Raw genomic sequence first — 26,881 nt, forward strand, 5'->3', positions numbered from 1 at the left:
CTTAGTCGAGCGCCGCGCGCAGCGTCGCGCGGACGCCGCTCTGCGCGCCGGTGTCATATTCGACGATGGTTTGCAGACTTTGCGCCATCGCACGGATGAGCTTTGTGCCCACGCCCGTGCCGGTGGGGGCAGCGTCTGCCTTCATGCCGATGCCATCGTCCTCCACCGCGAGCCGGAAGTGTGCGTCGCCATCGCCGTGCAGCGAGACGCGCACTTCGCCGCCATTGGTGGGATAGGCATATTTGCAGGCGTTGCTGACCAGCTCGGTGACGATCACGCCGAGCGACACCGCGCGATCGGTCGATAGCCGAATCGGTTCGGCGGCAAGACGAAGCGTGCGCGGTGCCGCCGGGGTGGACCAGGTCTCGCCCAGTTCATCGACCAAGGCACCGAGATACTCGCGCATGTCGACCTGTTCGACATCGTTGCTGGTGTAGAGGCGCCGGTGGACTTGCGCGATCGCGGTAATGCGGCGCTGCGTGTCTTCCAGCGCGAGCCGGGCATTGTCGTCATCGAGCGCGGTCGCCTGCATGCGCACCATCGCCGAAACGAGTTGCAGGCTGTTGGCGACGCGGTGGTTGACCTCGCGCAGCAGCGCTTCAAGCCGGGCGTTGCTGGCGCGCAATTGGTCTTCGGCGGCGGCCTTGCCACGCTCGAGCGCCGCGCGTTCGAGCACCTGCGCGAAGGCGCTGGCGAGCAGATCGAAGAAATCGACGCCGACGGTCTTTACGACATAGTCGGCGGCCCCGGCCTTCAACGCGGCGACGGCGATGCGGCCTTCCTCGGAGCCGGTGACATAGACGACCGGCGGCATCACCGGCAGCGTGTGGAGCTGCTCGAGCGTTTCCAGCCCGTCCATGCCGGGCATATAGTGATCGACCGCGATCAGGTCGAAGGGTTGGCTGCGCGCGAGTGCGACGCCCTCGGCACCGCCTTCGGCAACCGTCACCGCATAGCCATGGCGCGCGAGCGTGCGCGCGGCGAGCCGCCGCAACCCCGCATCGTCATCGATATACAGGACCGCAGGTGGGGCGGTTCGGTTCACCCCTCGGTCTCGGGGACCTGGATCACCGACAGGAACAGCCCGAGCTGGCGGATCGCCTGGGCGAAGCTTTCGTAATTGACCGGTTTGGTGATGTAGACATTGCAGCCGAGATCGTAGCAGCGCTGGATCTCGATCTTGTCGTCGGTGGTCGTCAGCACCACCACGGGGGTGCGGCGCAGCGGGCCGTCGGCGGCCTTGATCTTGGCAAGAATGTCGGTCCCGCTCATGTCGGGCAGGTTGAGATCGAGCAGCACCAGCGCCGGACCGTTGCGCTGCGGGCCGGCGGCGGCGTTGAACAGATAGTCGAGCGCGGTGGTGCCGTCGGTGAAATGGGTGATGTGGTTGAGGATGCCTGCGCGGCGGATGTTCTTTTCGATCAGGCGCGCATGGCCTTCATCATCCTCGATCATGATGATGCTGACGCTTTGATGGTCGTTCATGTTCCGCTTTCCCGCGTATCGGCGTTGGTCGTGTCGAGCTTGGTCGGCAGGTTGAGCCGGAAGGTGGTGCCCTGGCCCAGTTCCGACGCCATTTCGATCACGCCGCCCAAGCGATACGCCAAGGCACGGACATGGGCCAGACCGATTCCTTCGCCCGGTTGGTCCTGGTTGCCCGAGCGGCGGAACAGGTCGAACACGCGTTGATGATCGCTGGCGGCAATGCCGCGGCCATTATCCTCAACCTCGATCGTCACGCGCTGCCCCTCGCGCCGACCGCGCACCGTGATTTGCCCCGCACGATCGGGGCTGAGATATTTCACTGCGTTTTCGATCAGGTTGGACAGGATCTGCTCGATCGCAAGCCGGTCGCTGACGATCGCCGGGAGCGGGCGCGCGATCGTGAGCGTCGCGCCGCGATGGTCGAGTTGCTGGGCCAGGCTCGCGCCGATCGTATCGACCATCGTGTCGAGATCGAGCGGCTCGGGCGCGATGACGCGCCGCCCTTCGCGCGACAGTTTCAGGATGGCGTTGATCAGCCGGTCCATTTTCTGCGTCGAGGTGCGGATGAACTTGATCGCCTCGGGCAAATCCTCGCGCGCGGCGAGGCGGTCGTCCGGCGTGACGATGTCGGGCGCGCGCGCCTCGGCGCGATCGATCAATGCGCCGATTGTGGCGGTCGCGCTTTCCAGTTCGGCGGTAAAGCCCATCACATTGACCAGCGGGCTGCGCAGATCGTGGCTGACGATATAGGCGAAACGCTGGATCTCGTCATTGGCGCGAGTGAGGTCGGCGGTACGTTCCTTGACCAGATCCTCCAGCGTATCGGCGAAATCGCGCAGTGCATCGTGCGAGGCGGCGAGGTCGCGGGTGTAACGCTGCACTGTCAGCAACGAGATTAGGGCAACCAGAACGAGCAACAGCCCGGCAAGTGCGAGCGTGGCATAAAAGATGCGGACGCTCGCCTGTTGTTCGGCGTCGCGGATGGCGAGCAGGCGTTGCTCCTCGGCGACCATGGCATCGGCAACACGGCGCACGGCGCGCATCCGGCGTGCGCTGGTCTCATCGCGAAACAGCGTTAGCGCACCGAGCCGGTCACCGCGCACGATCGCCGTAATCGTGCGTTCGCGCTGTGCGGTCAGATCGGCGATGAGCACGCGCAGGTTGGCGATATTGCGCTGCTGGCGGGGATTGTCGCGAGTCAGCGTCGCGATCCGTGTCAGCAGCGTGGGCAGGCCCGCCATGCCGTTGCGATAGGTGTCGAGATACACGTGCTCGCCCGTCAGCACGAAGCCGCGGCGCGAGGTTTCGCTTTGTTCGATCAGGATGCGCGCGCGATCAATCGCGAGTTCGACTTCATAGGTGTGGTTGACATCGCGCGTATGGCCTTCGTTGCGCGCGGTTGACCAGCCCGCCGCAATGCCCACTGCAACCAGCGCCGCGAAGCCCAGCCCCATGCAGGTCAGCAAAAAGCGCTGCATGCGCCCTTCGCTAACACCAAATCCCAGCACGATGCGTTCGAACATAGCGGCTGCCCTAAGCACGCGTCGCCGGGAATACCAGTGACTGCGTGTTGACTTAGATCAAGCGGTTAGGCCGCGCGGCGGCGCGCGCGCTCGGTTTCGGCGGTGAAGCGGACGTCCTCGTCGCGGTCTTCGAGCATGGTGGCGATGGTTTCGTCGCTCGCCTCGCTCCATTCCTTGCCGCGATCTGGACCCTGACGCACGCGCGGGAGCAAACCGGGCAGGCTCGACCAAGCGAGCAATTGGTCGATGCCGACCGCGTTCAGCATGTCACGCAAGTGGAAGGCGGTGACATAGGCATCGGGGAAGGCGCGGTGTGCGGGCAGGCCGCGTTCGTGAATCAGACCCTCTGGCTTGCGCCAGTAGCGCAACATCTGGTTGGAAAAAGTCGGGCTGTCGGGCCATAGCCGCAACGCGCATTTCCAGGTGCAGATCCACGGCGCATTGCGCGTCAGTGCCGGGCTGCAGAATTTCTCTTCATAGATCGAGCGATGCGCGGCGAGCGCGACGCGCTTGGGATAGGGATCGAGCACCGCGCGCGCGACATCATGCCAGAACGGCGCATCGGCGACCTGTTCGTCGAGGATATGGTGGATCGTTTGCGTCAGCGGCGGGATCGGGCGACCGGGATTGACCAGCCGAGCGCCGCCCTCGCCTTGGATGTCCCACCGGCCATCGGTACCTAGCGCGACGTCCTGCCAGCCGATTTCGCACACGCCGTGGACAGGCGGGGCCTCGCCGGTGGTCTCAAGGTCGATGACGCGGATGATCTGGGGTGGGGGCGGGGGCATCGTGTCTAGGTGGCCTGTTCGGGCGCGGATTGCGAGCGGAGAAGAAGGGTTTGTTCGCGCGGAGGCGCGGAGGACGCGGAGAAGGAGAAGAAGGATTTTTCACGCGAAGGCGCGAAGGCGCGAAGGCGCCCTGTGTCTGGCGGCGCGCGCCGGACACAGGGATGATAAACCGCTTCGCGGAAAATCCATCTTCGTGGCTTCGCGCCTTCGCGCGAAAACCCTTCTTCTCTGCGTCCTCCGCGCCTCTGCGCGAACCGACCTCCTCAGTGCGCCGCCTGTTCCCCACGGACGAGGCCGCTCAATGCGAGCTGGTCGTCGATCATCCCCAGCAACCGATCGAGCCCGGCCTGATCCTTCGCCTCGGCGCGGGCGACGAGCACGTCCTGCGTGTTGGAGGCGCGCAGCAGCCACCAGCCGTCGGGTGTGTTGACGCGGGCACCATCGGTGCGGTTGACGTCGGCACCGGCTGCCTCGAGCCGGTCGAGCACTTCCTCGACCACCGCGAACTTTCGGGCTTCATCGACCTGGAAGCGCATTTCGGGGGTGTTGACCAAGGCCGGCATCGCGCCGCGCAGATCGGTGATCGACTTGCCGATCATGTGCGCTGCGCGGATCAGGCGGACGGCGGCATAATGCGCATCGTCGAAACCGTAAAATTCGTGCGCGAAGAAGATGTGGCCGCTCATTTCGCCGGCGAGCGGGCTGTCGGTTTCCTTCATCTTCATCTTGATCAGGCTGTGGCCGGTCTTCCACATCAGCGGCGTGCCGCCGAGTTCGCTGACGCGATCGAACAGCATTTGCGAGGCCTTCACATCGGCGATGATCGTTGCGCCGGGCAGTTCCTTCAGCACGGGTTCGGCCAAAATGGACAGAATCTGGTCGCCCCAGATCACGCGGCCTTGCCCGTCGATCGCGCCGATGCGATCGCCATCGCCATCGAAAGCCAATCCGAAATCGAGCTGCTTCTCGGCGACGAGGCGCTTCAGGTCGGTCAGGTTCTTTTCATCAGTGGGATCTGGGTGATGGTTGGGAAAATTGCCGTCGACATCGGTGAACAGCAAATGATGCTCACCCGGCAGGAGCTTGACCAGCTTCTCGATAATCGGGCCCGAAACGCCATTGCCCGCGTCCCAGCCGATCTTGTAGCTGCCCCCGGCATAGCCCGCGACCAGACGACCGACATAGTCGTCCTCGATGTCGGCGGTGGAGACGGTGCCACGGTCGGCCTCATCGGCGACGACATCCCAGTCGCCTTCCGTCGCCATGCGGCCAAGGTCCTGAATGTCCGCGCCGAAAAACGGCTTGTGCTGCAAGACCATCTTGAAGCCGTTATACTCGGCGGGATTATGGCTGCCGGTTATCTCGATGCCGCCATCCACTTCTAGCGTGGCCTCGGCATAATAGAGCATCGGCGTCGGCCCCATGCCGATCCGCACGACATCGACACCGACGGCGGTGAGGCCGCCGACCAAAGCCGCTTCCAGCTCGGGCGAGGACAAGCGGCCATCATAGCCGACCGCGACGCGCGTGCCGCCCGCGCGGCGCACGCGCGTGCCGAAACCGCGACCGATCGCGTCGGCGTCGGCGGTGCCGAGCGTCTTTCCCACGATCCCGCGAATGTCATATTCGCGCAAGGACGTCGGGTCGAAACGGTGCGTCATGATAGCTCCTGTTGGTTGGATGCGTGCCTAATCGGTGAAACCCGGTAAAGTTCAATGGCTAGTGTCGGAGCAGCAGATCGCGCGCGGCGTTGATCCGCCGGGTGAGATCGGCCGAGCCCCCTCGGTCGGGATGGACCGCGCCGACCAAGCGCCGGTGCGCGGCGCGAATCGCCGCCGCATCGGCATCGGCCGCCACGCCGAGGACGGCGCGCGCTTCGGCTTCGTCGAGCCGCAGCGTCGGTTTCGGTCGCGCGCGCAGCAGCCACCAGCCACCGAGCAGGACCGCCGCAAAGAAAAGAATCTTGCCCATTATGCGAACAGCGGCGGGACCGGTTCCGGCAGCGCGAGCGCGCCCATCATCTCGCGCAATTCCTGGCGCGCGGCGACGTGCGCCAGGCCCATGGCACCGAACTCGCCCGAATCGAGCATGGTCAGGCCGTTGGGGAAGAGCTCGCGGTAGATGACGCGTTCGCCCAGGCCCGGCACGATGCGAAAGCCGACACGCTTGGCGAGCTGATCGAGCGCTTCGGACACGCGGCGCATGTTGCGCGCCTCGATATGCTGGACGCGGTTGCGCAGCACCACCCAGTCGATCGTCGAGCCGTCGGCCTTGGCGCGGGCCTTGCGCGCTTCCCAGATCATTTCGGCGTAAAAGCTCGGGCGGGTGACCTTGTAGCTTTCGGGATCGACCTGGCCGATCAGATCGAAATCGACGAAGCTGTCGTTCATCGGCGTTACCAGCGTATCGGCGCGGGCGGAGGCCATGCGCGCGAAACGGTCGTCGCGACCCGGCGTATCGATCACCAGAAAGTCCGCACCCTCGGCCAGCGCATCGAAGCTTTCGGTGAAGCGCGCCAGGCTTTCGCCGTCATGGGTGGTGTGGCGCGGAGTCGGCAAGTCGCGGCCGGTGCGTTTGATCGTCGCGGTACGATTGTCGAAATAGCGGCCCATCGTGCGTTGCCGATGGTCGAGATCCAGCGCCGACACCCGCGCACCGCGCGCCGCCAGCGCGATGGCGACATGGACCGCCGTCGTCGATTTGCCCGTGCCGCCCTTTTCGTTGGCAAAGACGATGATGTGTGGCTTTCGCGCAGCAGTCGCCAACGTGTTTGCTTCCCGTCTTGTCCGGTTGGATCACGCCTCATAGAAGGCGCGCCCGTCCTTACCGAAGGCCACTCATCCGTGCAAACCATCCGTTCCCTTGAAGCGCTCCGTTCTGGGATCGCCGATTTCCGTAGCGAAGGCGCGAGCATTGCGCTCGTGCCGACGATGGGCGCGCTCCATTCCGGCCACCTCGCGCTGATCGAGGCGGCGAAGCGGCCGGGCCGGAAGGTGGTGGCGTCGATCTTCGTCAACCCGCGCCAGTTCGGGCCGAACGAGGACCTGTCGCGCTATCCCCGGCGCGAGATGGCGGATGCGCGACTGTTGACGGAGGCGGGGTGCGACCTGTTGTGGATGCCGCCGGTGGAGGCGATGTATCCTGAAGGGTTTGCCACCACTATTTCAGTGTCCGGGGTCAGCGAGTGGCTCGACGGGGCCGCGCGGCCCGGCCATTTCGATGGCGTGGCGACGGTGGTGGCGAAGCTGTTCAATCAGGTCCGCCCCGACATCGCCTTGTTCGGCGAAAAGGATTTCCAGCAACTCGCGGTGATTCGCCGGATGGTTGCCGATCTGGATTTCGGGATCGAGATCCAGGGCGTGCCAACGCAGCGCGACGATGACGGGCTCGCGCTCTCGTCGCGCAACATCTATCTGGATGAGGCGCAGCGTGCGGCAGCCGTTGCCTTGCCGCGTGCGCTCGGCGTGGCGGCCAAAGCGATTGCGCGCGGCGGCGACGCCGAGGGCGCGCTGGCGGCAGCGCGCGAAGCGCTGAATACCGCCGGTTTCGAGGTCGATTATGTCGAACTGGTCGATGCCGCCACGCTGACTGCGGGGGTCGACCCCAGCCGCGAGCGGCGTTTGCTCGCAGCAGCGCGGATCGGCACGACGCGACTGATCGACAATCTGGCGATTCCGCCCGCCGACCATGCCTAATTGCCGTTAACCATTTCTTGACCCCGAGTCGGCAAGGTGTTGCCGGTAGGAATGGTTAACGGGGGTTAAGAGCATGGGCAGCAGCCTGAAGAATGCGCAGTTCCTGATCGACAGCCGAATCGCCGACGCGGCGCGTGGCGACGCAGACGCATGTTTCGACCTTGGCATGGTCTATTCGAGTGGTTCCGCCGGGATCGGCGTCGATCTGATCGAAGCGCACAAATGGTTCAACCTGGCCGCCGTTGCGGGCAGCGAGATCGCCAAGGATTGCCGCCGCGACATTGCCGAGGACATGACCGCGCGCGAAATCGCCACCGCCCAGGCGGCGGCGCGGGCGTTCCTGGTGTCTACCCAGCGCCGCGCCGCCTGATCCTTTACTCTGCGGCGACCGCCTTTTTGGGTGCCGCCTTTTTCGCGGCCGGTTTTTTGGCCGCCGGTTTCTTTGTTGCCGTCTTCGCGGCGGGCTTTTTGGCCGCTGCCTTCTTCTTGCCCTTGGCTGGCGGTGCTGCGGCCGCGCGCGCGTCGATCAATTGCGCCGCTTCTTCGAGCGTCAGCGCGTCCTTTTCGATCGATTTGGGCAAGGTCGCATTGGTCGTGCCGTCGGTGACATAGGCCCCGTAGCGCCCTTCCATCAGCTTGATTTCGGCCTCGGTGCGCGGATGCAGCCCGAGCACCTTGAGCGGGGCCTGGCTCCCACGTTGCGGTCGCCCGCCGCCTGCGGCAGCCTCCGCAAGCTTGACCACCGCCGCGTTCATGCCTGTTTCGAACACGTCCGCCGTCGAGGACAGGCGGGCATATTTGCCGGCGTGCGCCAGATACGGCCCATAACGCCCAATCGAGGCGGTGATCGGCTCGCCGCTTTCGGGGTGGGTGCCGATCGTGCGCGGCAAGCTCAAGAGTTTCAGCGCCCATTCCAGATCGAGTTCGGGAATGTCCTTGGGGATCGAGGCGCGCTTGGCCTCCTTGCCCTCGCCCAATTGGATATAGGGGCCGAAGCGCCCCGTCTTACGCTCTACCGGCAGACCGGTGACCGGATCGTTGCCAAGCGTCTCGGGCGTGGCATCGGCCTCGCCTTCACCGCCGGGCTGGCCGAAGCGGCGGGTATATTTGCACTCAGGGTAATTGGAGCAGGCGACGAACGCGCCGAACTTGCCGCCGCGCAAGGCGAGCTGGCCCTTGTGGCACAGCGGGCACAGCCGCGGATCGCTACCATCGGCCTTGGCCGGGAAGAGATAGGGTTCGAGGAACTTGTCGAGCTCGGCGGTCACTTCGGACGGCTTTTGCTCCATGACCTCGGTCGTGCGCGGCTTGAAGTCTTTCCAGAAGGCTTCGAGCACGGCTTGCCACTGCGCGCGGCCGCCCGACACTTCGTCAAGCTCGTCCTCGAGCCCTGCCGTAAAATCATAGCCGACATATTTCTCGAAGAAGCGTTCGAGAAACGCCGTTACGAGGCGACCCGATTCTTCGGCGAAGAAGCGGTTCTTCTCGACGCGGACGTAGGCGCGGTCCTTCAGCGTCTTGATGATCGAGGCATAGGTCGAAGGGCGACCGATGCCGAGTTCTTCGAGGCGCTTGACCAGCGACGCTTCCGAGAAGCGCGGCGGCGGCTGGGTGAAATGCTGTTCGGCGGTGACGCCCAATTTGGCCGGGGCGTCGCCTTCGCGCAGGCGCGGCAGGCGCTTGGCGTCTTCATCCTGCGTGTCGTCCGAACCTTCCTCGTACAGCGCGAGATAGCCGGGAAAGAGCATCACCTGGCCGGTTGCGCGGAGGGCCGTGTCGCCGGTGCCGTCGGCCAGCTCGACCGTGGTGCGCTCCAGTCGGGCGGACGCCATCTGGCTGGCGAGTGCGCGCTTCCAGATCAAATCGTACAACCGCGCATGATCGCCGCCGCCCGCCTTGTCCTTGCTGAAATCGGTCGGGCGGATCGCTTCATGCGCTTCTTGCGCGTTCTTGGCCTTGGTCTGGTAGACGCGTGGCTTGTCGGTGACATAGCTCGCATCATAGCGATCGGCGACGGCATGGCGGGCGGCCGAGATCGCGCTCGAATCCATCTGCACGCCGTCGGTACGCATATAGGTGATCGCGCCGTCCTCGTAGAGCCCTTGCGCGATCCGCATCGTATGGTCGGCGGAGAAGCCGAGCTTGCGCGATGCCTCCTGCTGCAGCGTCGAGGTGGTGAAGGGCGGCGGCGGGTTGCGCGTCGCGGGCTTCACCTCGACCGTCTGCACCGTGAACAGCCCGCTTTCGACGGCTGTCTTGGCGCGCTTGGCGGTGCCTTCCTCGCCGATCGACAGGCGATCGAGCTTCTTGCCCTCGAACTGCACGAGCCGCGCCTGGAACGGCGTGCCGTCATGCTCCATGTCGGCGATGACCGACCAATATTCCTGTGGACGAAATGCCTCGATCTCGCGCTCGCGGCTGACGATCAGGCGCAGCGCGACCGATTGCACGCGGCCGGCCGACTTGGCGCCGGGCAGCTTGCGCCACAGCACTGGGGAGAGCGTGAAGCCGACGAGATAGTCGAGCGCACGGCGCGCCCGATAGGCATCGATCAAATCGGTATCGAGCTCGCGCGGATGCTGCATCGCCTCGGTCACCGTCGCCTTGGTGATGGCGTTGAAGGTGACGCGCTGCACGTCCTTGGGCAGTGCCTTGCGGCCCCGCAGCACCTCCTGCACGTGCCAGCTGATCGCCTCGCCCTCGCGGTCAGGGTCGGTCGCGAGGATCAGGCGGTCGGCGATTTTGGCGAGATCGGTGATCGCCTTCAACTGCTTGGCCTTGTCGGCGTAATTTTCCCATTCCATCGCGAACCCGTCCTCGGGATCGACCGAGCCATCCTTGGGTGGCAAGTCGCGGACATGGCCGTAGGAAGCGAGGACGCGGTAATCGCTGCCCAGATATTTCTCGATGGTCTTCGCTTTGGCGGGCGATTCGACGATGACAAGCTGCATGGGGTGATCGAGGTCCTTACGTGTACGCGCGAGGATGGAGACGCGGCGGGCGCTGCGTCAAGCGGGTCTCCACGTCAACCATCGACATCACAATGCAGTCGCCAGCGTCAGCGCGCCCAGCACTATGCCGGGGCTGTTGGCGCAGACGATCGGCCAGTCGCGCTTGGGCTTCGCAAGACCGTACAGTGCCCATAAGGCGCAATTCACCACCGTTGCGATCGGTTGAACGATCGAGCCTTTGTGCCCGTCCAAATTGAGGCGGATCTGGTCGACGTAAGACGCGTACATCGCGATCGCGGTGCAGGTGGCCACCCAGCCGAGGATAGAGAGCATACGGTCGGTCATGGGGAGGCTCCGGATTGAGGCGGCAGTCTCCGCCAAACGGAGCGACCGTCTGCGGGACGTTTAAACCTCCCGGCAAGTTCCCGTTTGCGTCAAAAGGTCTGCACGGTGGCGAGCGCGCGACTGGGCTGGCATAGCGGTCGGGAGCAGGGGAGAGCAGCATGATTCGGGCAATTGCGGCGATGATGGCGGTGCAGGCGGCGACAGTGGTGCTGCCCGAGCGATTGGAAGCGCCGACCCCGCCGGGGTTCGTGACCGGCTATGACGCGCACAATACGCAGATCGCGATAAACGAGCGAATCCCGCGCGGCGAAACCGTCGAGCAATGGTCCCGGATGATCACGGTGCAGCGTTTTACCGGGATTGCCCGAGTGGGCGGGCACGGCTTTCTGGACAGGCTGGCCAATGGCGTGAAACGCAGCTGTCAGGGCGCGTCGACGACGCCGATCGTCGATAGCGTCGCCGACGGACGCGCGGTTGCGTCGATGCGCGCGGACTGTCCGCTCAACAGCGCGACGGGCAAAGCTGAGGTCTTTTTCGTCAAAGTATTCACCGGTGCGGCGGACATCCATTCCGTCCAATATGCATTCCGGTCGGTGCCGACGGCCAAGGATGCGGCGGTGGCGGAGGCCTATCTCGATTCGATCGCTCTCTGCCCCGGTAGCGCGAAGGCCTGCGCGGCGTCCTGAGTTCAGACCAGCGCCACCCGACCTCCGGCATGACGTTCCAACCGCCCGGCCAGTTCCAGTTCGAGCAGCACCGTCTGCACAATCGCGGGGCTATGGCCGGATTGGCGGATCAGTTCGTCGATCGCGACGGGCACCGGCCCGAGCAAATCGCACACGTCGCGGCGTTCGGCGTCGCTTGCATCTTCGGGCGGGGGCGCGCGGAAGCTGTCGCGGCTGGTGCGGACCATGCGCTGGTCGATCGGGCGTACGGTTTCCAGCACGTCGGCGGCGGATTGCACCAGCGTCGCACCGTCGCGGATCAGCCCGTTGCACCCCTGCGCGCGCGGATCGAGCGGGCTGCCGGGCACCGCCATCACCTCGCGGCCCAGTTCGGCGGCAAGGCGCGCGGTGATGAGCGAGCCCGATTTGGGCGCGGCCTCGACCACGACGGTGCCGAGCGACAGACCGGCGATGATGCGGTTGCGATAGGGAAAGTGGCGCGCGCGCGGTTCGGTGCCGGGCGGTTGCTCTGCTATCAGCAGGCCGTCCTGCGCGATGCGTTCCTGCAGCGCGGCGTTTTCGGGGGGATAGACCACGTCGATGCCGCCCGCGATCACGGCGATCGTTCCCGTCTCGATCGATCCGACATGCGCGGCGGTGTCGATGCCGCGCGCCAGGCCCGAGACGACGCTCACTTCCTCGCGTCCGAGTTCGGCGGCAAGCTGTCGCGCGAAGCGGCACGCTGCTGCTGACGCATTGCGCGCGCCAACCATCGCGATGGAGAGCTGCGCGAGCAGATCGATCCGCCCGCGCACGATCAAGGCGGGTGGGGCATCGTCGAGTTCGGCGAGCAGCGGGGGATAGTCGGGGTCGTCAAGGAACAGGTGGCGCGCGCCCAGCCGGGCCACCGTTGCCAGCTCGCGCTCGGCCAGCGCGACCGGGGCCAGCGCGGGCGGCTTGCCACCGCCACGCGCGGCGAGGTGCGGCACGGCATCGAGCGCGGCGTGCGCGCTGCCGAAGCGCGCGATCAACTGGGCGTAGGTGACGGGCCCGATCTGCGCCGAACGGATCAGGCGCAATCGGGGGATCGCCCGTTGCGCTTGATCCATCGCCTCAGCCACGCGTGCGGCCGACGCGCGGTTCGGTGCCGCTGATGAGGCGATCGACATTGGCGCGATGCTTCCACAGCACCAGCAAAGCGAGCGCAAGCAGCAGCAGGACAAGGTCGAACCGACCGAAAAAAGCGGCGCTGAGCGGGGCGGTTACCGCAGCCGTCATGCCCGCAAGCGAGGAAATGCGCAGCAGCGCCAGCATGGCGATCCACACCACCGCGTAAACGAGTCCAATCGGCCAATGCAAAGCCAGCACCACGCCGAGCAGCGTCGCCACGCCCTTGCCGCCGCGGAAGCGCAGCCAGACCGGATAGAGATGGCCAAGGAACACCGCCGCCGCCGCGACCATGCCGGTGCCGCCAAGATAGCGCTCGGCAATCCACACCGCGACAAACCCCTTCGCCGCGTCGAGCAGCAAGGTTGCCGCCGCCAGCCCCTTGCGCCCGGTGCGCAGCACGTTGGTGGCACCGATATTGCCCGACCCGATCTGGCGCAAATCCCCCGCGCCCGCCAGGCGGGTGAGCAGGACGCCGAATGGAATCGACCCGAGCAGATAGCCGAGCACCAGCGCCGCCGCCGGGGCCTGCCAGAGATAGTCGGTCGGCACGTAAGATCCCCCTATGGTCGGTGTGAACATAGCGTGCACACGGCCCGGTGCCACAATCTCCATCAAGCCGGTTTTGTCAAATGCGCCGATCGCGTTATGGAGCGCCATGGATCAGCGCCCCGTGTTGTTTTTTGATTCCGGGGTTGGCGGATTGTCGGTGCTCGGTGCGGCGCGGGTGCTGCTGCCCACCATGCCGGTGGTCTATGTCGCGGACTCGGCGGGTTTCCCATACGGCACCAAGACCGAGCGCGAGATCGCCGCGCGCGTGCCCGCCTTGCTCGGTCGGCTCGCCGAACGCTATCAACCGCGCCTGATCGTGATCGCGTGCAACACGGCATCGACGATTGCGCTGGCAACGGTCCGCGAGGCGCTCGATCTGCCCGTGGTCGGCACCGTCCCCGCGATCAAGCCCGCCGCGATCGCCAGCGCGACGCGCGTGATCGGCGTGCTCGGCACCGAAGCCACGGTGCGCCAGCCTTATGTCGATGATCTGGCGGCGCGCTTTGCCGGGGATTGTACAGTGTTGCGCCACGGATCGGCCGAGCTGGTCGCGCTCGCCGAAGCCAAATTGCACGGGGAGCCGACCGATCCGGCGCGCTATGCCGCCATCCTGCATGGCCTGTTCGGGCAAGCTGGTGGCGATCGGATCGATACGATCGTCAATGCCTGCACGCATTTCCCGCTGGTGGCGGACGAATTGGCGGCGGCGGCCCCGCACCCGGTGCGCTTCGTCGATGGCAGCGCCGGGATCGCCCGGCGGATCGCGCATTTGACCGAGGGGCAGGGCTGGCCGGATACGCCGCGCGAGGGGCGTGCGGTGTTTACCGCGCACAGTGCCGACACGGATCGGCTGGTACCAGCACTCGCCCGGTTTGGACTCACGCGGCTGGATATTCTATAACCGATAGGTATGATCACGTAGATCGGGGAAAGCCGCTGGAAATCGGCGCTTGGCGGGGGTAGTGGGCGGACATGGACGTAGACTCACCGCATCCCGGGGTCGATTACTCCCGGATTTTCGCGCAGGCGATCGATCGCCTGCATGTCGAAGGGCGTTATCGCGTCTTTATCGACATCCTGCGCAACAAGGGGGCCTTCCCCAATGCGCGGTGCTTCGCCGGACATAACGGCCCCAAGCCGATCACGGTGTGGTGTTCGAACGATTATCTGGCGATGGGCCAGCACCCGCAAGTGATTGCGGCGATGGAACATGCGCTGCACGATGTCGGCGCGGGTTCGGGCGGCACGCGCAATATCGGTGGCAACACGCACTATCATGTCGATCTGGAAGGCGAACTCGCCGATCTGCACGGCAAGGAAGGCGCGTTGCTGTTTACCAGCGGCTATGTCTCGAACGAGGCGACGCTGGCGACGCTGGCCAAGGTGCTGCCGGGCTGCATCATCTTCTCCGACGAGCTCAACCATGCCTCGATGATCGCGGGCATCCGCAATTCGGGCTGCGAAAAGCATGTGTTCCGTCACAATGACCTGGCGCATCTCGAGGAACTGCTCGCGGCGGCCGATCCGGCGGTTCCGAAGCTGATCGCCTTCGAAAGCGTCTATTCGATGGATGGCGACGTCGCGCCGATCGCCGCGATCTGCGACCTGGCCGACAAATATCATGCGCTGACCTATCTCGACGAAGTCCATGCGGTCGGCATGTACGGCCCGCGCGGCGGCGGCATTTCGGACCGCGATGGCGTCGCCGATCGGCTGACCATCATCGAGGGGACGCTGGGCAAGGCGATCGGGGTGATGGGCGGCTATATCAGCGCCGATCAGACGATCATCGACGTGATCCGTTCCTATGCGCCGGGTTTCATCTTCACTACCTCGCTGTCGCCGGTGCTGGTGGCGGGTGCGCTGGCCAGTGTGCGACACCTGAAGGCGTCGAGTGTCGAGCGTGAGGGGCAACAGGCCGCCGCCGCACTGTTGAAGACGCTGTTCGCAGAAGCCGGTCTGCCGGTGATGAACTCGACCACGCACATCGTGCCGCTGATGGTCGGCGATCCGGTCAAGGCCAAGAAGATCAGCGACATCCTGCTCGCCGAATATGGCGTGTACGTGCAGCCGATCAATTATCCAACCGTACCGCGCGGCACCGAACGGCTGCGCTTCACCCCGGGTCCCGCGCATGACGAAGCGATGATGCGCGAACTGACCGGGGCGCTGGTCGAAATCTGGGGTCGGCTGGAATTGCGCAAGGCGGCCTGAACCGAGCGGGAACCGCGACGCCTGTAACCCGTTACGCCTCTCACATCAGCGAGAGGTTATCATGGGCAAGGGTTGTATTTTGTGGCTGCTGGGGGTTCCGATCCCGGTCATTCTGCTGTTGTGGCTGGTTTTCCACCACTAATTGACCCCGTCAGCGATTGGCGTTGCGCTCGATGCGGCCCGACCAGGCATAACCGCGATAGAGCGGGGCGAAGCGCGGCATGCCGCCCACCTCGCTGGCAATTTCGATCAGGGCAGGCTGCAATGCTGCGCGCGGTGCCACGTCGAATTTGGCGAGCCAGGCGAACAACAACGCACGAAAGGCTTTGGGCAACCCTTCCTGCTGACCGAAGTCGACAATGTCGAGCCGCCCACCCGGCGCGAGCTTGGTGGCGGCCTCCCGGATGGCATCGTGCCAGCCGGGAATCATCGACAGCGTATAGCTTTGGAAGATACGATCGAAGGTCGCGATGCCGAACAGCGCCTCGGCATCGAAAGCGGTGGCGTCGCCTTGCGCCAGCACGATCCGATCGGAAAGGCCTGCCTTGGCGACCTTCGCACGCGCCGTCTGCAGCATCGCTTCCGAAATATCGATGCCGTAGAAGCGCGCATCGGGCCAACGCCTAGCCGCCGCGATCAGGTTGCGCCCGGTGCCGCAGCCGATTTCCAGCACGCTGCCGCCGGGCGGCGGCGCGATGCCGTCGATCAGCGCATCGCGCCCGAGCAGATAATATTTGCGTGTCAGATCATAGATATGGCGCTGCGAGCGATAGATCGCATCCATGTGTCCGGCATGGCCAGTATCGATCGAGGCTGCGTTCATCCGAGCACGTAGAGATGGACGCCGCCGTAAATCGAGGAGCGGTCGCGCTTGGTGTAATCGAGCGATTCCTCGGCGCGGTACGTCCATTTGCCCAGGATCGCATCGGGCACGCGGCCGGGCAGGATGCTGGGCTCGCCGGCCGTGCGGAACAGCACGCGCGCGCCGGGCTTGGCGGTGCGGGTGATCTCGCTCCACAGATCGGTGAGCTGCTCGTCGGTCATCCAATCCTGCGCGTCGAGCAGGATGTAACGATCGAGCGAGGCATCGCCGTGGGTGCGCAGATAATCGGTAAAGTTGGTGTGGCGCACCTCGATCCGGCTCGCGCGCTCGACAATCTCGTCATAATGGTCGCGCTGGAGATAGGGCGGCAGCGGTGCCGATGGTCCCTGGCCATAGCCGCGGCCAAAGGCCTGCCATGCGAAATAATTGTCCTTGATGTCGAAATCGCACGCGAGCTTTTCGAGCCGTTCGCGCAGCACCACCGCCATCTTCTCGTCGCCAGCCAGCGCCTCATATTGCGCTGGCGGAATGCCGAGGCCGAACAGCGAGGCAGGCTGATCGGTGATCCATTTGACGAAGCCCTTGTCGAAAAAGGGCGCGAATTCGCGGTCGAAGATTTCGCGCTGTTCCTCGATCGATTGCGCCTTGAGCAGGATCTTCGGGTTCACGCCGTTCAGCCGCGCGAGCAGATGCGCCACGCCGATGAAATTGCCGAGCAGGCCGCGCTTGTAGACGTTCTTGGCGAAACCGCCGATCCGCCGCCGGCCGATGATGTCACGGCCTTCCCAATAGGCCAGCGTCGTCTCGTCGAGATGCGGGCGGATATAGGTGCGATAGGCGCGCACGTTGTCGCGGCTGTTGGCCTGGGCGAAGAAGCGGTGGAAGGCGTCGTAATCCGGCAGATGCCGCGCGGCGACGACCTTCAGCTTGTTGAGCGCGATGTGCGCGGTGTTGAGGTCGACCGCGGTGATCGCGCGCGGGTTGGCGGTTAGGTAGCTCAGCACATTGCACCCGCCCGAGGCGATCGTGACGACATGCGAATCCGGCGCGATCGCCAGCGCTTCCATGTCGACCGCCGGATCCTCCCAGATCTGGGCATAGACGAGGCCGCGAAAGGCGAAGGTAAAGGCGCGTTCGAGCAGCCCCTGCTTCGAGAGATGTTTGTGCTGATGCACTGCACTGCGAACCGCGCGATTCTTTGCGGCGGTCTTGCGGGGGCGATCCTGAGGCGGTCGAATGGCAAGGGCCATGGCAAGCTTCTCCGGCCGGACATCGCGTTGAGGAAAAGACGCAGGCGGCAGCCGTGCGTTACGACGATCCGGTGACGCTTCCATGACGCGCTTGTGGCGAAATGAAAAGGACCTGCCGACGCGGGGGACGCCGACAGGTCCGTTTTTACAACCGCTCGCCGCAAAGGAGGGGACCCGGCGAACGGTCAGTTTGTCCCCTGCGGAACGGGGACAGTTCATTATACGCGCGAATGCCCCGCCCGGATGCGGCGGCGCGGTATTTTTACGGCAGCATCACGGTGTCGATGACATGGATCACGCCGTTGGACTGCATCACATTGGCGATGGTGATCCGCCCGGTATGGCCCTTGGCATCGGTGACGCTCCAGCCGCGACCTGCCTTGGCGAAGGTCAGCGTGCCGCCCTGGACGGTGGTGTAGGTGGCCTTGCCGCCATGCGCTTGCGCGGCGGCGGCGATGTCGGCGGCGGTGACACGACCGGGAACGACATGGTAGGTCAGCACGGCGGCGAGCGTCGCCTTGTTTTCGGGCTTCAGCAGCGTCGTCACGGTGCCCTTGGGCAGTTTGGCGAAGGCGGCGTTGGTCGGCGCGAACACCGTGAACGGCCCCGGGCCGGACAGCGTCTCGACCAGGTCAGCGGCCTTGACTGCGGCGACCAGCGTGGTGTGGTCCTTCGAATTGACGGCGTTTTCGACGATATTCTTGGTGGGATACATGGCGGCACCGCCGACCATTGGGTTGGTCTGGGCGGATGCGAGCGATCCTGCGCTCATCGCGACGGCGGCGGCGGCGATTGCGGTGCGAAAAATGCGGGTCATAGGGGGTTCTCCTGCGGGTGCGCCCGGGGTGGACGCGGCGGAGATACGGGGCAGCCCCCGCCGTGGATGCACTCAGACCGGCGAAAGAACGCCTTTGGCGACCACGGGGCCGGTTGGCAGCCCGCTGGGTGACCCGCCGACCGGTTCGACCGTAACGGCAAGCACCGCGCCCGCCGCAATACGCTGCCGGTTCTCCGGCCGCAGCGTCAGCGCGGTCGCCCCTTGGGTGCGCAAGACCCCCAGCGAATGCGGCGTGCCGTCGGCCGGGATCACCCACAATTCCGCGCTATGGTCGGCACTGGTCAGGCTCGCCTCGGTCAAGCGGATCGTCCCGGCATTCTTGTCATAGATTGCCGTGACCGGGGTGCCTTTGCCCTCCGGCGTGATCGAAGCGACCAGCGTCGGGGCGAGCGGCGCGGCGACTGACGGTGCGGGCTGCGGCGGCGACATGGGCGCGAGCGGGCGCGTGACCAGCACGACCAGCAGCGCCGCTGCCGCAATGCTCGACAGCGCGGCCACGCCGGGCCAGATCGCGCTGCGTGGCCGGGGTCGCGTCACCAGACTTGCAACCGGTGCTGCCGGTGCCTGATCGAGCGAGCGCTCGACGCGCGCGAGAATATCGGGGGCCGCGATCGCGGGCCATTGGTCGAACCACGGTGCCAAATGCCCGCGCCACCGCTCGACCTCGCGCGCGAAATCGGGGTCAGCGAGGACGCGGCGGAGCGCGACGGCCCTTTCCTCGCCATCCAGCACGCCGAGCGCGAGTTCGGCCGCGGTCATGTCGGGCGCGTCCTCGAGGCCTTCGGGGCCGACGCCTGCAGGAGGGGGCATGTCGCTCATCCCTCAAGGCACTCCTTCAATTTGGCGAGGCCGCGCCGCACCCAGCTCTTCATCGTGCCAAGCGGGATCGACTGGCGTTCGGCCAGTTCGGCATAGGTTACGCCGTCGAAAAAGGCAGTGCGGATCGCATCGCGCTGGCGTGCCTCAAGGCCTTGCAGGCAGCCGTGCAACAGGTCGCTGGCTTCGTCCTGGAGCATCGACTCGCTGGCGAGCGGGGCCGTGTCGATCACCGGCGGCGCATCCTCGATCGGGGTGGCGCGGCGGATTTTCTGCGCGCGCTGCCAGTCGATCGCGCGGTTGCGCGCAATCGTGGCGAGCCACGTGATCGGGCTGGCGCGGAGCGGGTCATAGGCACCGGCGCGCCGCCAAATCGTCAGATACACATCGTGCAACACGTCTTCCGCTGCCTGCCTTTCGCCGCAGATACGGTAGCAGACGCCAAATAGTTTCGCCGAAGTGAGCGCATAGAGATCGCGAAAAGCGGCGCGGTCCTCCTCGCCGGTGCGCACCAGCGCGTCCACCAGCCGCGCACGCGCCGCCGCCTCTGGCGAGGTCGTGCCGGATGGAGCCGGAGCGTCGAGCGGGTGATCGGTCACGGGGGCAGTGCCTAGCTTGGCGCGCGCGCCACGGCAATATCCGCGTGCGATTGAGGTGGCGGTGCGTGCGCTTGGGTGTGGCAATCGCGCGCGGGCTTGGCTAAGGGCACGCCATTCCGCTTCACTCTTTGGGAGCGCGCCCGCTTTGCGCATCGCCATCGCCTCCGATCACGCCGCCTTTGCATTAAAGGCCGCGCTTGCCGCTTGGCTCGCCGCCGAGGGGCATGAAGTCCTCGATCTTGGCCCGGACAGCGATGCACGCGTCGATTATCCCGACTTTGGCTTCAAACTGGCCGAAGCCATAGCCTCCGGCGCGGCCGAACGCGGCGTCGCCTTGTGCGGATCGGGCATCGGCATCTCGATCGCGGTCAACCGCCACCTCGCGATGCGCTGTGCGCTCGTCTCCGAACCGCTTTCCGCCGCCCTTGCGCGCGAGCATAACGATGCCAATGTCGTGGCGCTCGGCGCGCGGCTGACCGGCGAGGACATGGCCAAGGCCTGTATCACCGCTTTCCTGACCACCGATTTCGCCGGTGGCCGCCATCAATCGCGCGTCGAAAAGCTCGGCGCACCGTCCTTTGCGCCAGTTACGAGTGGGAACCCGGCATGAGCACCAATCCATCAGAGCTTCACGACGTCCAGCCCGACGGCTTCTTCACGCGCGGCCTGGCCGAGGCCGATCCGGCGGTGTTCGGCGGGATTGCCCATGAGCTGACGCGCGAGCAGACGCAGATCGAATTGATCGCGAGCGAAAACATCGTGTCGAAGGCGGTGCTGCAGGCGCAGGGTAGCGTCTTCACCAACAAATATGCCGAAGGCTATCCCGGCAAGCGTTATTATCAGGGCTGCCACCCGTCGGACGAAGTCGAGACGCTGGCGATCGAGCGCGCCAAGCAATTGTTCGGCTGTTCCTATGCCAATGTCCAGCCGCACTCGGGCGCGCAGGCCAACGGTGCCGTGCTGCTGGCGCTGGTCAAGCCGGGCGAGACGATCCTCGGCATGAGCCTCGATGCCGGTGGTCACCTGACACACGGTGCCAAGGCGGCGATGTCGGGCAAGTGGTTCAACGCGGTCCAGTATGGCGTGGATCCGGTCACGCATCTGATCGATTTCGATGAAGTGGCAAAGCTGGCACGCGAGCATAGCCCCAAGCTGATCATCGCGGGCGGCTCGGCCTATCCGCGTGCAATCGATTTCGCCAAATTCCGTGCGATTGCCGATGAAGTCGGGGCCTATTTCATGGTCGACATGGCGCATTTCGCCGGGCTGGTCGTGGCGGGCCTGCATCCGTCGCCCTTCCCGCACGCGCACATCGCCACCACCACCACGCACAAGACGCTGCGCGGGCCGCGCGGGGGCATGATCCTCGCCAATGACGAAGCGCTGGGCAAGAAGCTCAATTCGGCGGTGTTCCCGGGGTTGCAGGGTGGTCCGCTGATGCACGTGATCGCGGCGAAGGCGGTCGCTTTCGGCGAGGCGCTGCAGCCGGGCTATAAGAGCTACATCGCCGCCGTGATCGAGAATGCCAAGGTGCTCGCCGCCACGCTCAAGGAGCGCGGCGCGGAAGTCGTTTCGGGCGGCACCGACACGCATCTCGCCTTGATCGACCTGACCCCGCTCGGCGTGACCGGCAAGGATGCCGATGAAGCGCTCGAACGCGCCGGCATCACGTGCAACAAGAACGGCATTCCCAACGATCCATTGCCGCCGACCAAGACCAGCGGCATCCGCGTCGGTAGCCCGGCGGGCACGACGCGCGGCTTTGGTCCCGCTGAATTCCGCGAGATCGGCAACATGGTCGCCGATGTGCTCGATGGCCTGCGCAAGAATGGCGAGCACGGCGACGCGCAGGTCGAGGCCAATGTCCGCGAGCGCGTTCTGGCGCTGTGCGCGCGCTTCCCGATCTATCCGGAAGGGGTGTGATTTGCGCTGTCCGTTCTGCGGCCATGAAGACAGTCAGGTAAAGGACTCGCGCCCGACCGAGGATGCAGGCGCGATCCGGCGGCGGCGGCAATGCGAGGGGTGCGGTGCGCGCTTCACCACCTTCGAGCGGATTCAGCTCCGCGAGTTGACCGTGGTCAAGAGCGAAGGCGCGGGCGGCGGCTTCAAGCGCGAGCCGTTCGATCGCGAGAAGCTGTTGCGCTCGGTCTCGATCGCGGCCCGCAAGCGCCCGATCGAGGCGGCGCAGCTTGAGAAGCTGGTGTCGGGCATTCAACGCCAGCTCGAGACGCTGGGCGAGAACGAAGTGCGCTCGGGCAAGATCGGCGAGATGGTGATGGAGGGGCTGAAGGGCCTCGATTCGGTCGCCTATATCCGTTTTGCCAGCGTTTATAAGGATTTCCGCGAAGCGCGCGATTTCGAGGAATTTGCCGGCACGGTGAGCGAGGTCGGCAAGGGGTGAGCACACCTTCGATCATCCCACCGCCCGTGCTCGTTCTCGTTCGTCCGCAGCTTGGTGAAAATATCGGCAAGGCCGCGCGCGCAATGCTCAATTTCGGGCTGGTCGAGATGCGCCTCGTCAGCCCGCGCGACGGCTGGCCCAACCCGAGCGCAGGCCCCGCCGCGAGCGGTGCCGATGTCGTGTTGGAAGAGGCGCGGGTGTTCGAAACCGTGTCCGACGCCGTGGCCGATTGCGCGAATGTCTATGCGACCACCGTGCGCAAACGCGGCGTGACCAAGCCGGTGGTGACGCCCGAGGGGGCGGCGCGCGCGATCCATGCCGGGCCGGGGCGATCGGCGATTTTGTTCGGGCCGGAACGCTCGGGGCTCGAAACCGACGATATCGCGCTGGCGCGGACCATCATCACCGTGCCGATCAACCCGGAATTCGGATCGCTCAATCTGGCGCAAGCGGTCATCCTCATCGCCTATGAATGGTCGAAGGCGGAGCGCCTGGCGAGCCCACCCCAGGTCGATCTGCCGCCGCCGGCACCGCAGGAAGAGCTGGACGGGATGATCGCACAGCTTGACGCGATGCTGGGCGAGACCGATTTCTTCTTCCCGCCCGAACGCACGCCGGTGACGCGACGGACCTTGCGGACCTTGCTGACCAAGCCTGGCTGGTCGGCGCAGGAGGTTCGCACCGTGCGCGGCGTGCTGAGCGCGCTGGCAGGAAAGCGGCCGCGGGACCGCTAAGCGCGCGGCACAGATTATTCTGCTTTGACGGCATCTTGCGGGCTGGTTACACCGGCGCATCGCATAAGTCGGAGATCTTCATGCTGGTCCGTTCTGCCTCGATGATGGCTGCCATCGCGCTTGCGGCATCGCCGGTGATTGCGCAAACATCCGCTGAGGGAACGTCGTCGGGTCCCACCCCGACGGCAAAGCCCAGCAAACCCGCCAAGCCGCGCAAAATTTGTCGTTCGGAAGCGACGACCAGCTCGCGGGTGCGGGCCAGCATCTGCAAAACTGCGGAGGAATGGGAGCGCGAGGCAGCGGGCAGCGAGCATATGGCTGGGGTTCTCGGCCGTTAAGGCTCGGGAATGGAGGCCGGTTGGCGTTCCGCTCACGGGTTCTCCGGCCCTACGAAGCGTCGCGGTGCCTTGATGGCGGCGATTGCCCATTATATCGCGCAGACCGTTCACTGTCGGCGCACTGGATCTCGATCGGGAGGGTATATGAAGACGTTACTCGCTGCGACTCTATTATGCCTTCCAATGGCCGCGCAGGCCATGGACACAGCCGGTTCCACAGCGGACGCGGCTAAAGAAAAGAAGATTTGTCGCTCCGAGGAAGTGACCGGCTCGATGTTTACCAAGCGCGTCTGCCACACCAAGGCCGAATGGGTCGCGCTTGAAGCCGAACGGGAGCGTGGTGCCGCGGAGCTGCGCAATCGGCGCGACGGGAACGGCTCGGATATTCCCCGCTAACCGAAAGGGATGCGCGGTCAGCGCCGGTCGAACGCCACGAGCTCATAGGCGATCGATGCTTCGACCAGCCGTTCCCACAAATCGGCGACGACGCTCTCGGGAATCCCGGCGGCGTGCGCCTCGGCGCAGGCGTTGGCGATGACTTGCGCCTTGCGCCCCTCGTCGCGCACCGCGCCGCGTTCGGGTTTGATCCGCGCCGCTGCGTCCATATAGGCAAAGCGCTGGGCGAGCAGCGCGATCAGCGCGCGGTCGACATGGTCGACGCCAGCGCGGACCTCCGCCATATTGGTGCAATCGGGGCCGGTGAGGATCGCGTTCGTCATGCGCTCCCCCTTGGCGAGCCGCGGCGCGCCTGTCCAGCTTGACTCATGCGACCGGTCCCGCTAACCGCCCGCCTTCGCATTTGGCCCCACACCCCGGTGAAGTGGTGGCCCTGCCCGCATCCCTTACAGGTTCGGATAGAGCGATACCGGGTATCGATCGTTTGCGCAGGCAGGCGGTCTTGTCACGAAGCATTTGCCAAGGAATATCTCATGTCGAAGCGTTCATCCGCAAAGTACAAGCTCGATCGCCGTATGGGCGAGAATATTTGGGGCCGCCCCAAATCGCCCGTCAACAAGCGTGAATATGGCCCCGGCCAGCACGGCCAGCGCCGCAAGGGCAAGGTCTCGGACTTCGGCATCCAGCTGCGCGCCAAGCAGAAGCTCAAGGGCTATTATGGCGACGTGACCGAGAAGCAGTTCCGCGCTTGCTACACCGAAGCCGCGCGCATGAAGGGCGACACCGGCCAGAACTTGATCGGCCTGCTCGAGCAGCGTCTCGACATGATCGTGTATCGCGCCAAGTTCGCGCCGACCGTCTGGGCTGCACGTCAGCTCGTTTCGCACGGCCACGTTCGCGTCAACGGCGTGAAGTGCAACATCGCATCGCGCCGCTGCTTCGTCGGTGACGAGATCACGCTCGGCTCCAAGGCCAAGGAAATGGCACTGGTGCTCGAAGCGCAGCAGCTCGCCGAGCGCGAAATCCCCGATTATGTCGCCCCCGATGGCGCGGCCAAGGTCACCTTCACGCGCGTTCCGACGCTCGACGAAGTGCCCTATCCGGTGAAGATGGAACCGAACCTGGTCGTCGAATTCTATTCGCGCTGATCGTTCGATCCCGATCGAGACTGCAAGAGGGCGGCCCGGCAACAGGCCGCCCCTTTTATTTGGCGGGCGGCAACGCCAGCGCGGTGCGCAGAAAGCCATCGGCCTTGTCGAGCATCGTGGCGCGCACGTTGCTGTCGTCGAGCTGGTGGTCGAGCGCGTGGAACTCGACCAGTTCGACCGACTTGCCCGCTGCTTTCAGGCGACCCGCCATCAGCCGTGATTCGCCGATGCCGACATTCTGGTCGCGGTCCCCGTGGAACAGCAGCACGGGTGCGGTGATCCGCGCGGCATTCTGCGCCGGGGAGCCTTCGCGAACATGCGGGCCCTTGCCGATCCGCGCATCCTGTTCCGTAAAGTCGGTGAAGTCATGCCGTTCCTGCCGCAGCGTCTCCAGATCGGTAACGGGCGCGACCGCGATGATCGCCTTGAACAGGCTTGGATCGAGCACCGCCGATTGTAGCGCGGCATAGCCGCCATAGGACCAGCCGACGATCGCCAGCTTGGCAGGATCGGCGATTCCCTGCTTGATCAGCCAGCGACCGCTATCGTTGACGTCGCCGATCGCGGTGCGCCACGATTTGAAGCCATTTTCCTTGAACCAGGCGATGCCGTAGCCGGTTGATCCGCGATAATTGGGCTGGAGCACGGCATAGCCGCGATTGGCGAAGAATTGCGACAGCCAGTCGAAGTTCCATTCGTCGCGCGCTTCGGGGCCGCCATGCGGCATCACGATTGTCGGCAGGTTTTTGCCCGTGCTGCCGGGCGGCAGCGTGAGATAGGCCGGAATCTGCGTGCCATCGGCGGCGGTGAAGGTGATCGGCGTGCGAGCTGCAAGGGTCGTCTTGGCGAGCGCAGCGCGCGCCGGAAAGGCTTCGGCGAGGTGGCGCGTCGTCTTGTCGTAGAGATAATAATGGCCCGGATCGACATCGCTGCCCGCGAACAGCAGCAGCTTGCTTTCGTCGGCGCTGGCATCGACGAACGTGACCAGTGGCAGGCCGGGCAAGGCGCGCGACAGCGAGGCGGCGAGCTTTTTCAGATCGGGGTCGAAGAAAATGCTTTGCCGCTTGTCGGTGACAAAGCTTGCGCCGACCACGCGGTTCTGGCGTCCGATGCGGATCACGTCATCGATATCGACATCGGGGCGGTCGAGCACCAACGTGCGCGTCAGGCTGCCGTCGAGCGCGATCGTGTACAGCGCCCTGCGCCCATCCTTGGTGTCGAAACCGTAGACAAGGTTGTGGTCGCGATCGACTGCATAGGGATTGAAGCCCGACAGCACGCCGCCCGTCGTCTTGAGCGTGCCGAGCGGCAGCCAGGTGCGGTCGCCGGACTTGCGATACGAATAGAGGATCGTATCGCTGTTATAGCCTGTGTTGAGCTTGGGGCGCTTGCCCATGATGCGGACGCTACCGTAACCGTCGCTGATATAATCGACAGCATCGTTATTGGGCGGCTCGACGTTTGCGCGGCGCAGCGAAACGGTGTCGATCCGGTCGACGCCCACACCTTCGCGACTCTCTGCGATCAGCGATCCGGTGGTTGCCTCCGGCACATAGCTACGCGTGACCAGCACCGTGCCGGGCGCACCGCCATTCCAGTCGATCACGTCGCCCCCGCCAAAGGAGGCCCCGAGCGACCGTTCGTTGGTCCGCGCGCTGAGCACCTTCAAATTCTTGCCGTCGCTGTCGACCGCGACGAGGCGGGTATAGCCATTGAAGCCGCCATGGGTCAGCCCGGTGTCGAGGATCATGTAGATCCCGCAGATCAGCCGCGTGTCGGTCGACCATTTGCAGGCGGTCAGCCGGTCGGGGTTGCCGCTGGACGCGAGTATGGGCTTTGGCACTCCGTCGGCGACCGACACCACGAACAAGCCGGCACCGTGCCCTTCAATGGCCGCGATATAGGCGATTGCCGTGCCGCTGGGCGAAAGGCTGACCTGCTGAATGTCTTCGCGCGCGCCGAAGCGCGTCGCCGCATCGCTGACGGGGGAGGGGGCGGCGGCGACGGCGGGCAGCAACGGTGTGGCGAGGCAAACGGCCAGCGCGGTCCCCAGCAGATATCGGTTCATGCTTTTCCCCTTTTTGCAGAGTGATACGCACTTTTAGGGGCGATGCAACGCGGCACCGCGCTTGGTTGCGCACGCGCACTGCGCC

30 protein-coding genes are annotated in these 26,881 nt (G+C 65.2%); 11 read left to right on the forward strand and 19 right to left on the reverse strand.

Going from position 1 to position 26,881, the window contains the following annotated elements; translation table 11 throughout:
- Position 1: 1 nt before the first annotated feature.
- The 7 genes from EJC47_RS05775 to EJC47_RS05805 form a co-directional block, all read right to left on the reverse strand.
- A complete protein-coding gene (locus tag EJC47_RS05775) occupies positions 2–1,045 on the reverse strand; it encodes a sensor histidine kinase (protein WP_126845939.1) in 1,044 nt (347 codons plus the stop codon).
- Entirely contained in the window at positions 1,042–1,485 is a 444-nt protein-coding gene (locus tag EJC47_RS05780) for a response regulator (RefSeq protein ID WP_126845941.1), read from the reverse strand. Before EJC47_RS05780 ends, EJC47_RS05775 begins: the two co-directional genes overlap by 4 nt.
- A complete protein-coding gene (locus EJC47_RS05785) occupies positions 1,482–3,008 on the reverse strand; it encodes a sensor histidine kinase (protein WP_126845943.1) in 1,527 nt (508 codons plus the stop codon). Before EJC47_RS05785 ends, EJC47_RS05780 begins: the two co-directional genes overlap by 4 nt.
- A gap of 65 nt (positions 3,009–3,073) precedes the next feature.
- The gene (locus tag EJC47_RS05790) at positions 3,074–3,796 is read right to left on the reverse strand and encodes a 3'-5' exonuclease (RefSeq protein ID WP_126845945.1); all 723 of its coding nucleotides are present in this window, start codon (positions 3,794–3,796) and stop codon (positions 3,074–3,076) included.
- A 263-nt stretch (positions 3,797–4,059) separates the two neighbouring features.
- The gene (gene pgmG / locus EJC47_RS05795) at positions 4,060–5,457 is read right to left on the reverse strand and encodes a phosphoglucomutase/phosphomannomutase PgmG (protein WP_126845947.1); all 1,398 of its coding nucleotides are present in this window, start codon (positions 5,455–5,457) and stop codon (positions 4,060–4,062) included.
- Positions 5,458–5,515: 58 nt separating this feature from the next.
- Entirely contained in the window at positions 5,516–5,767 is a 252-nt protein-coding gene (locus tag EJC47_RS05800; protein ID WP_033966457.1) for a molecular chaperone DnaJ, read from the reverse strand.
- Positions 5,767–6,561 (reverse strand): division plane positioning ATPase MipZ, encoded by a 795-nt coding sequence (locus EJC47_RS05805; RefSeq protein ID WP_033966458.1) that lies wholly within the window; start codon positions 6,559–6,561, stop codon positions 5,767–5,769. Before EJC47_RS05805 ends, EJC47_RS05800 begins: the two co-directional genes overlap by 1 nt.
- Before the next feature lie 78 nt (positions 6,562–6,639).
- On the opposite strand from EJC47_RS05805, the gene panC reads away from it, so the two are divergent.
- Complete coding sequence (gene panC, locus EJC47_RS05810) at positions 6,640–7,491, forward strand: pantoate--beta-alanine ligase (RefSeq protein WP_126845949.1); 852 nt, start codon at positions 6,640–6,642, stop codon at positions 7,489–7,491.
- Positions 7,492–7,564: 73 nt separating this feature from the next.
- Positions 7,565–7,861: an SEL1-like repeat protein gene (locus EJC47_RS05815; protein ID WP_010406124.1), complete on the forward strand. Its 297-nt coding sequence runs from the start codon at positions 7,565–7,567 to the stop codon at positions 7,859–7,861.
- A gap of 4 nt (positions 7,862–7,865) precedes the next feature.
- Here the strand turns inward: EJC47_RS05815 and topA are convergent, their stop codons facing one another.
- Together topA and EJC47_RS05825 are read right to left on the reverse strand one after the other, a co-directional pair.
- Positions 7,866–10,442 (reverse strand): type I DNA topoisomerase, encoded by a 2,577-nt coding sequence (gene topA / locus EJC47_RS05820; protein ID WP_126845951.1) that lies wholly within the window; start codon positions 10,440–10,442, stop codon positions 7,866–7,868.
- A gap of 87 nt (positions 10,443–10,529) precedes the next feature.
- Positions 10,530–10,787 carry a SemiSWEET family transporter gene (locus EJC47_RS05825; RefSeq protein WP_126845953.1) on the reverse strand — a complete coding sequence of 86 codons (258 nt, stop codon included), beginning with the start codon at positions 10,785–10,787 and terminating at the stop codon, positions 10,530–10,532.
- 158 nt (positions 10,788–10,945) lie between these two features.
- On the opposite strand from EJC47_RS05825, the gene EJC47_RS05830 reads away from it, so the two are divergent.
- Complete coding sequence (locus EJC47_RS05830) at positions 10,946–11,473, forward strand: hypothetical protein (protein WP_126845955.1); 528 nt, start codon at positions 10,946–10,948, stop codon at positions 11,471–11,473.
- Between the two features lie 2 nt (positions 11,474–11,475).
- On the opposite strand, the gene dprA is transcribed toward EJC47_RS05830, so the two are convergent.
- Entirely contained in the window at positions 11,476–12,561 is a 1,086-nt protein-coding gene (gene dprA / locus EJC47_RS05835) for a DNA-processing protein DprA (protein WP_126845958.1), read from the reverse strand.
- 4 nt (positions 12,562–12,565) lie between these two features.
- Entirely contained in the window at positions 12,566–13,171 is a 606-nt protein-coding gene (gene plsY / locus EJC47_RS05840) for a glycerol-3-phosphate 1-O-acyltransferase PlsY (protein WP_126845960.1), read from the reverse strand.
- A gap of 106 nt (positions 13,172–13,277) precedes the next feature.
- On the opposite strand from plsY, the gene murI reads away from it, so the two are divergent.
- Complete coding sequence (gene murI, locus EJC47_RS05845) at positions 13,278–14,072, forward strand: glutamate racemase (RefSeq protein ID WP_126845962.1); 795 nt, start codon at positions 13,278–13,280, stop codon at positions 14,070–14,072.
- 71 nt (positions 14,073–14,143) lie between these two features.
- Positions 14,144–15,385, forward strand: coding sequence for a 5-aminolevulinate synthase (hemA, locus tag EJC47_RS05850; protein ID WP_126845964.1), 1,242 nt, complete (start codon positions 14,144–14,146; stop codon positions 15,383–15,385).
- A 151-nt stretch (positions 15,386–15,536) separates the two neighbouring features.
- On the opposite strand, the gene EJC47_RS05855 is transcribed toward hemA, so the two are convergent.
- The 5 genes from EJC47_RS05855 to EJC47_RS05875 form a co-directional block, all read right to left on the reverse strand.
- The gene (locus tag EJC47_RS05855; RefSeq protein ID WP_033964425.1) at positions 15,537–16,208 is read right to left on the reverse strand and encodes a class I SAM-dependent methyltransferase; all 672 of its coding nucleotides are present in this window, start codon (positions 16,206–16,208) and stop codon (positions 15,537–15,539) included.
- Complete coding sequence (locus tag EJC47_RS05860; protein ID WP_126845966.1) at positions 16,205–17,458, reverse strand: DUF3419 family protein; 1,254 nt, start codon at positions 17,456–17,458, stop codon at positions 16,205–16,207. The genes EJC47_RS05855 and EJC47_RS05860 overlap by 4 nt, the downstream gene beginning before the upstream one ends.
- A gap of 262 nt (positions 17,459–17,720) precedes the next feature.
- Complete coding sequence (locus EJC47_RS05865; protein WP_126845968.1) at positions 17,721–18,275, reverse strand: fasciclin domain-containing protein; 555 nt, start codon at positions 18,273–18,275, stop codon at positions 17,721–17,723.
- A 72-nt stretch (positions 18,276–18,347) separates the two neighbouring features.
- Positions 18,348–19,115, reverse strand: a complete 768-nt coding sequence (locus EJC47_RS05870; RefSeq protein WP_126845970.1) for an anti-sigma factor — start codon at positions 19,113–19,115, stop codon at positions 18,348–18,350.
- On the reverse strand, positions 19,112–19,711 hold the full coding sequence (locus EJC47_RS05875) for a sigma-70 family RNA polymerase sigma factor (protein WP_126845972.1): 600 nt from the start codon (positions 19,709–19,711) through the stop codon (positions 19,112–19,114). The genes EJC47_RS05870 and EJC47_RS05875 overlap by 4 nt, the downstream gene beginning before the upstream one ends.
- 145 nt (positions 19,712–19,856) lie before the next feature.
- Here EJC47_RS05875 and rpiB point away from each other — a divergent pair, with 145 nt between their 5' ends.
- The 4 genes from rpiB to EJC47_RS05895 are packed head-to-tail and all read left to right on the forward strand — an operon-like array spanning position 19,857 to position 22,846.
- Entirely contained in the window at positions 19,857–20,321 is a 465-nt protein-coding gene (gene rpiB, locus EJC47_RS05880; RefSeq protein ID WP_126845974.1) for a ribose 5-phosphate isomerase B, read from the forward strand.
- On the forward strand, positions 20,318–21,634 hold the full coding sequence (gene glyA / locus EJC47_RS05885; protein WP_126845977.1) for a serine hydroxymethyltransferase: 1,317 nt from the start codon (positions 20,318–20,320) through the stop codon (positions 21,632–21,634). Before rpiB ends, glyA begins: the two co-directional genes overlap by 4 nt.
- Position 21,635: 1 nt before the next feature.
- Positions 21,636–22,112 (forward strand): transcriptional regulator NrdR, encoded by a 477-nt coding sequence (nrdR, locus tag EJC47_RS05890; protein ID WP_033964431.1) that lies wholly within the window; start codon positions 21,636–21,638, stop codon positions 22,110–22,112.
- A complete protein-coding gene (locus EJC47_RS05895; protein ID WP_033964432.1) occupies positions 22,109–22,846 on the forward strand; it encodes an RNA methyltransferase in 738 nt (245 codons plus the stop codon). Before nrdR ends, EJC47_RS05895 begins: the two co-directional genes overlap by 4 nt.
- Positions 22,847–22,892: 46 nt before the next feature.
- Here EJC47_RS05895 and EJC47_RS05900 read toward each other — a convergent pair whose 3' ends face one another.
- Positions 22,893–23,111 carry a hypothetical protein gene (locus EJC47_RS05900; protein WP_033964433.1) on the reverse strand — a complete coding sequence of 73 codons (219 nt, stop codon included), beginning with the start codon at positions 23,109–23,111 and terminating at the stop codon, positions 22,893–22,895.
- A 217-nt stretch (positions 23,112–23,328) separates the two neighbouring features.
- On the opposite strand from EJC47_RS05900, the gene EJC47_RS05905 reads away from it, so the two are divergent.
- Positions 23,329–23,580: a hypothetical protein gene (locus EJC47_RS05905; protein WP_126845979.1), complete on the forward strand. Its 252-nt coding sequence runs from the start codon at positions 23,329–23,331 to the stop codon at positions 23,578–23,580.
- A 17-nt stretch (positions 23,581–23,597) separates the two neighbouring features.
- On the opposite strand, the gene EJC47_RS05910 is transcribed toward EJC47_RS05905, so the two are convergent.
- Positions 23,598–23,903, reverse strand: coding sequence for a chorismate mutase (locus EJC47_RS05910; RefSeq protein WP_126845981.1), 306 nt, complete (start codon positions 23,901–23,903; stop codon positions 23,598–23,600).
- 210 nt (positions 23,904–24,113) lie between these two features.
- On the opposite strand from EJC47_RS05910, the gene rpsD reads away from it, so the two are divergent.
- The gene (gene rpsD, locus EJC47_RS05915) at positions 24,114–24,728 is read left to right on the forward strand and encodes a 30S ribosomal protein S4 (RefSeq protein ID WP_126845983.1); all 615 of its coding nucleotides are present in this window, start codon (positions 24,114–24,116) and stop codon (positions 24,726–24,728) included.
- 55 nt (positions 24,729–24,783) lie between these two features.
- Here the strand turns inward: rpsD and EJC47_RS05920 are convergent, their stop codons facing one another.
- A complete protein-coding gene (locus tag EJC47_RS05920) occupies positions 24,784–26,796 on the reverse strand; it encodes an alpha/beta hydrolase family protein (protein ID WP_126845985.1) in 2,013 nt (670 codons plus the stop codon).
- Positions 26,797–26,881: the final 85 nt, after the last annotated feature.

Origin of the sequence: Sphingomonas sp. TF3, assembly GCF_003985085.1 — a bacterium.
Lineage (GTDB): Bacteria > Pseudomonadota > Alphaproteobacteria > Sphingomonadales > Sphingomonadaceae > Sphingomonas.

Excerpts from the sequence above, each read along its gene's own strand:
- EJC47_RS05800 (WP_033966457.1), bottom strand. The coding sequence starts at position 5,767 with ATGGGCAAGATTCTTTTCTTTGCGGCGGTCCTGCTCGGTGGCTGGTGG.
- EJC47_RS05785 (WP_126845943.1), bottom strand. The coding sequence starts at position 3,008 with ATGTTCGAACGCATCGTGCTGGGATTTGGTGTTAGCGAAGGGCGCATG.
- EJC47_RS05780 (WP_126845941.1), bottom strand. The coding sequence starts at position 1,485 with ATGAACGACCATCAAAGCGTCAGCATCATCATGATCGAGGATGATGAA.
- hemA (WP_126845964.1), top strand. The coding sequence starts at position 14,144 with ATGGACGTAGACTCACCGCATCCCGGGGTCGATTACTCCCGGATTTTC.
- EJC47_RS05900 (WP_033964433.1), bottom strand. The coding sequence starts at position 23,111 with ATGCTGGCCCGCACCCGCGAGCTGGTCGTCGCTTCCGAACGACAAATT.
- murI (WP_126845962.1), top strand. The coding sequence starts at position 13,278 with ATGGATCAGCGCCCCGTGTTGTTTTTTGATTCCGGGGTTGGCGGATTG.
- EJC47_RS05825 (WP_126845953.1), bottom strand. The coding sequence starts at position 10,787 with ATGACCGACCGTATGCTCTCTATCCTCGGCTGGGTGGCCACCTGCACC.
- EJC47_RS05790 (WP_126845945.1), bottom strand. The coding sequence starts at position 3,796 with ATGCCCCCGCCCCCACCCCAGATCATCCGCGTCATCGACCTTGAGACC.
- EJC47_RS05910 (WP_126845981.1), bottom strand. The coding sequence starts at position 23,903 with ATGACGAACGCGATCCTCACCGGCCCCGATTGCACCAATATGGCGGAG.
- EJC47_RS05815 (WP_010406124.1), top strand. The coding sequence starts at position 7,565 with ATGGGCAGCAGCCTGAAGAATGCGCAGTTCCTGATCGACAGCCGAATC.
- EJC47_RS05865 (WP_126845968.1), bottom strand. The coding sequence starts at position 18,275 with ATGACCCGCATTTTTCGCACCGCAATCGCCGCCGCCGCCGTCGCGATG.
- pgmG (WP_126845947.1), bottom strand. The coding sequence starts at position 5,457 with ATGACGCACCGTTTCGACCCGACGTCCTTGCGCGAATATGACATTCGC.
- EJC47_RS05830 (WP_126845955.1), top strand. The coding sequence starts at position 10,946 with ATGATTCGGGCAATTGCGGCGATGATGGCGGTGCAGGCGGCGACAGTG.
- EJC47_RS05860 (WP_126845966.1), bottom strand. The coding sequence starts at position 17,458 with ATGGCCCTTGCCATTCGACCGCCTCAGGATCGCCCCCGCAAGACCGCC.
- rpsD (WP_126845983.1), top strand. The coding sequence starts at position 24,114 with ATGTCGAAGCGTTCATCCGCAAAGTACAAGCTCGATCGCCGTATGGGC.
- EJC47_RS05905 (WP_126845979.1), top strand. The coding sequence starts at position 23,329 with ATGAAGACGTTACTCGCTGCGACTCTATTATGCCTTCCAATGGCCGCG.
- EJC47_RS05920 (WP_126845985.1), bottom strand. The coding sequence starts at position 26,796 with ATGAACCGATATCTGCTGGGGACCGCGCTGGCCGTTTGCCTCGCCACA.
- topA (WP_126845951.1), bottom strand. The coding sequence starts at position 10,442 with ATGCAGCTTGTCATCGTCGAATCGCCCGCCAAAGCGAAGACCATCGAG.
- EJC47_RS05855 (WP_033964425.1), bottom strand. The coding sequence starts at position 16,208 with ATGAACGCAGCCTCGATCGATACTGGCCATGCCGGACACATGGATGCG.
- glyA (WP_126845977.1), top strand. The coding sequence starts at position 20,318 with ATGAGCACCAATCCATCAGAGCTTCACGACGTCCAGCCCGACGGCTTC.
- EJC47_RS05870 (WP_126845970.1), bottom strand. The coding sequence starts at position 19,115 with ATGAGCGACATGCCCCCTCCTGCAGGCGTCGGCCCCGAAGGCCTCGAG.
- dprA (WP_126845958.1), bottom strand. The coding sequence starts at position 12,561 with ATGGATCAAGCGCAACGGGCGATCCCCCGATTGCGCCTGATCCGTTCG.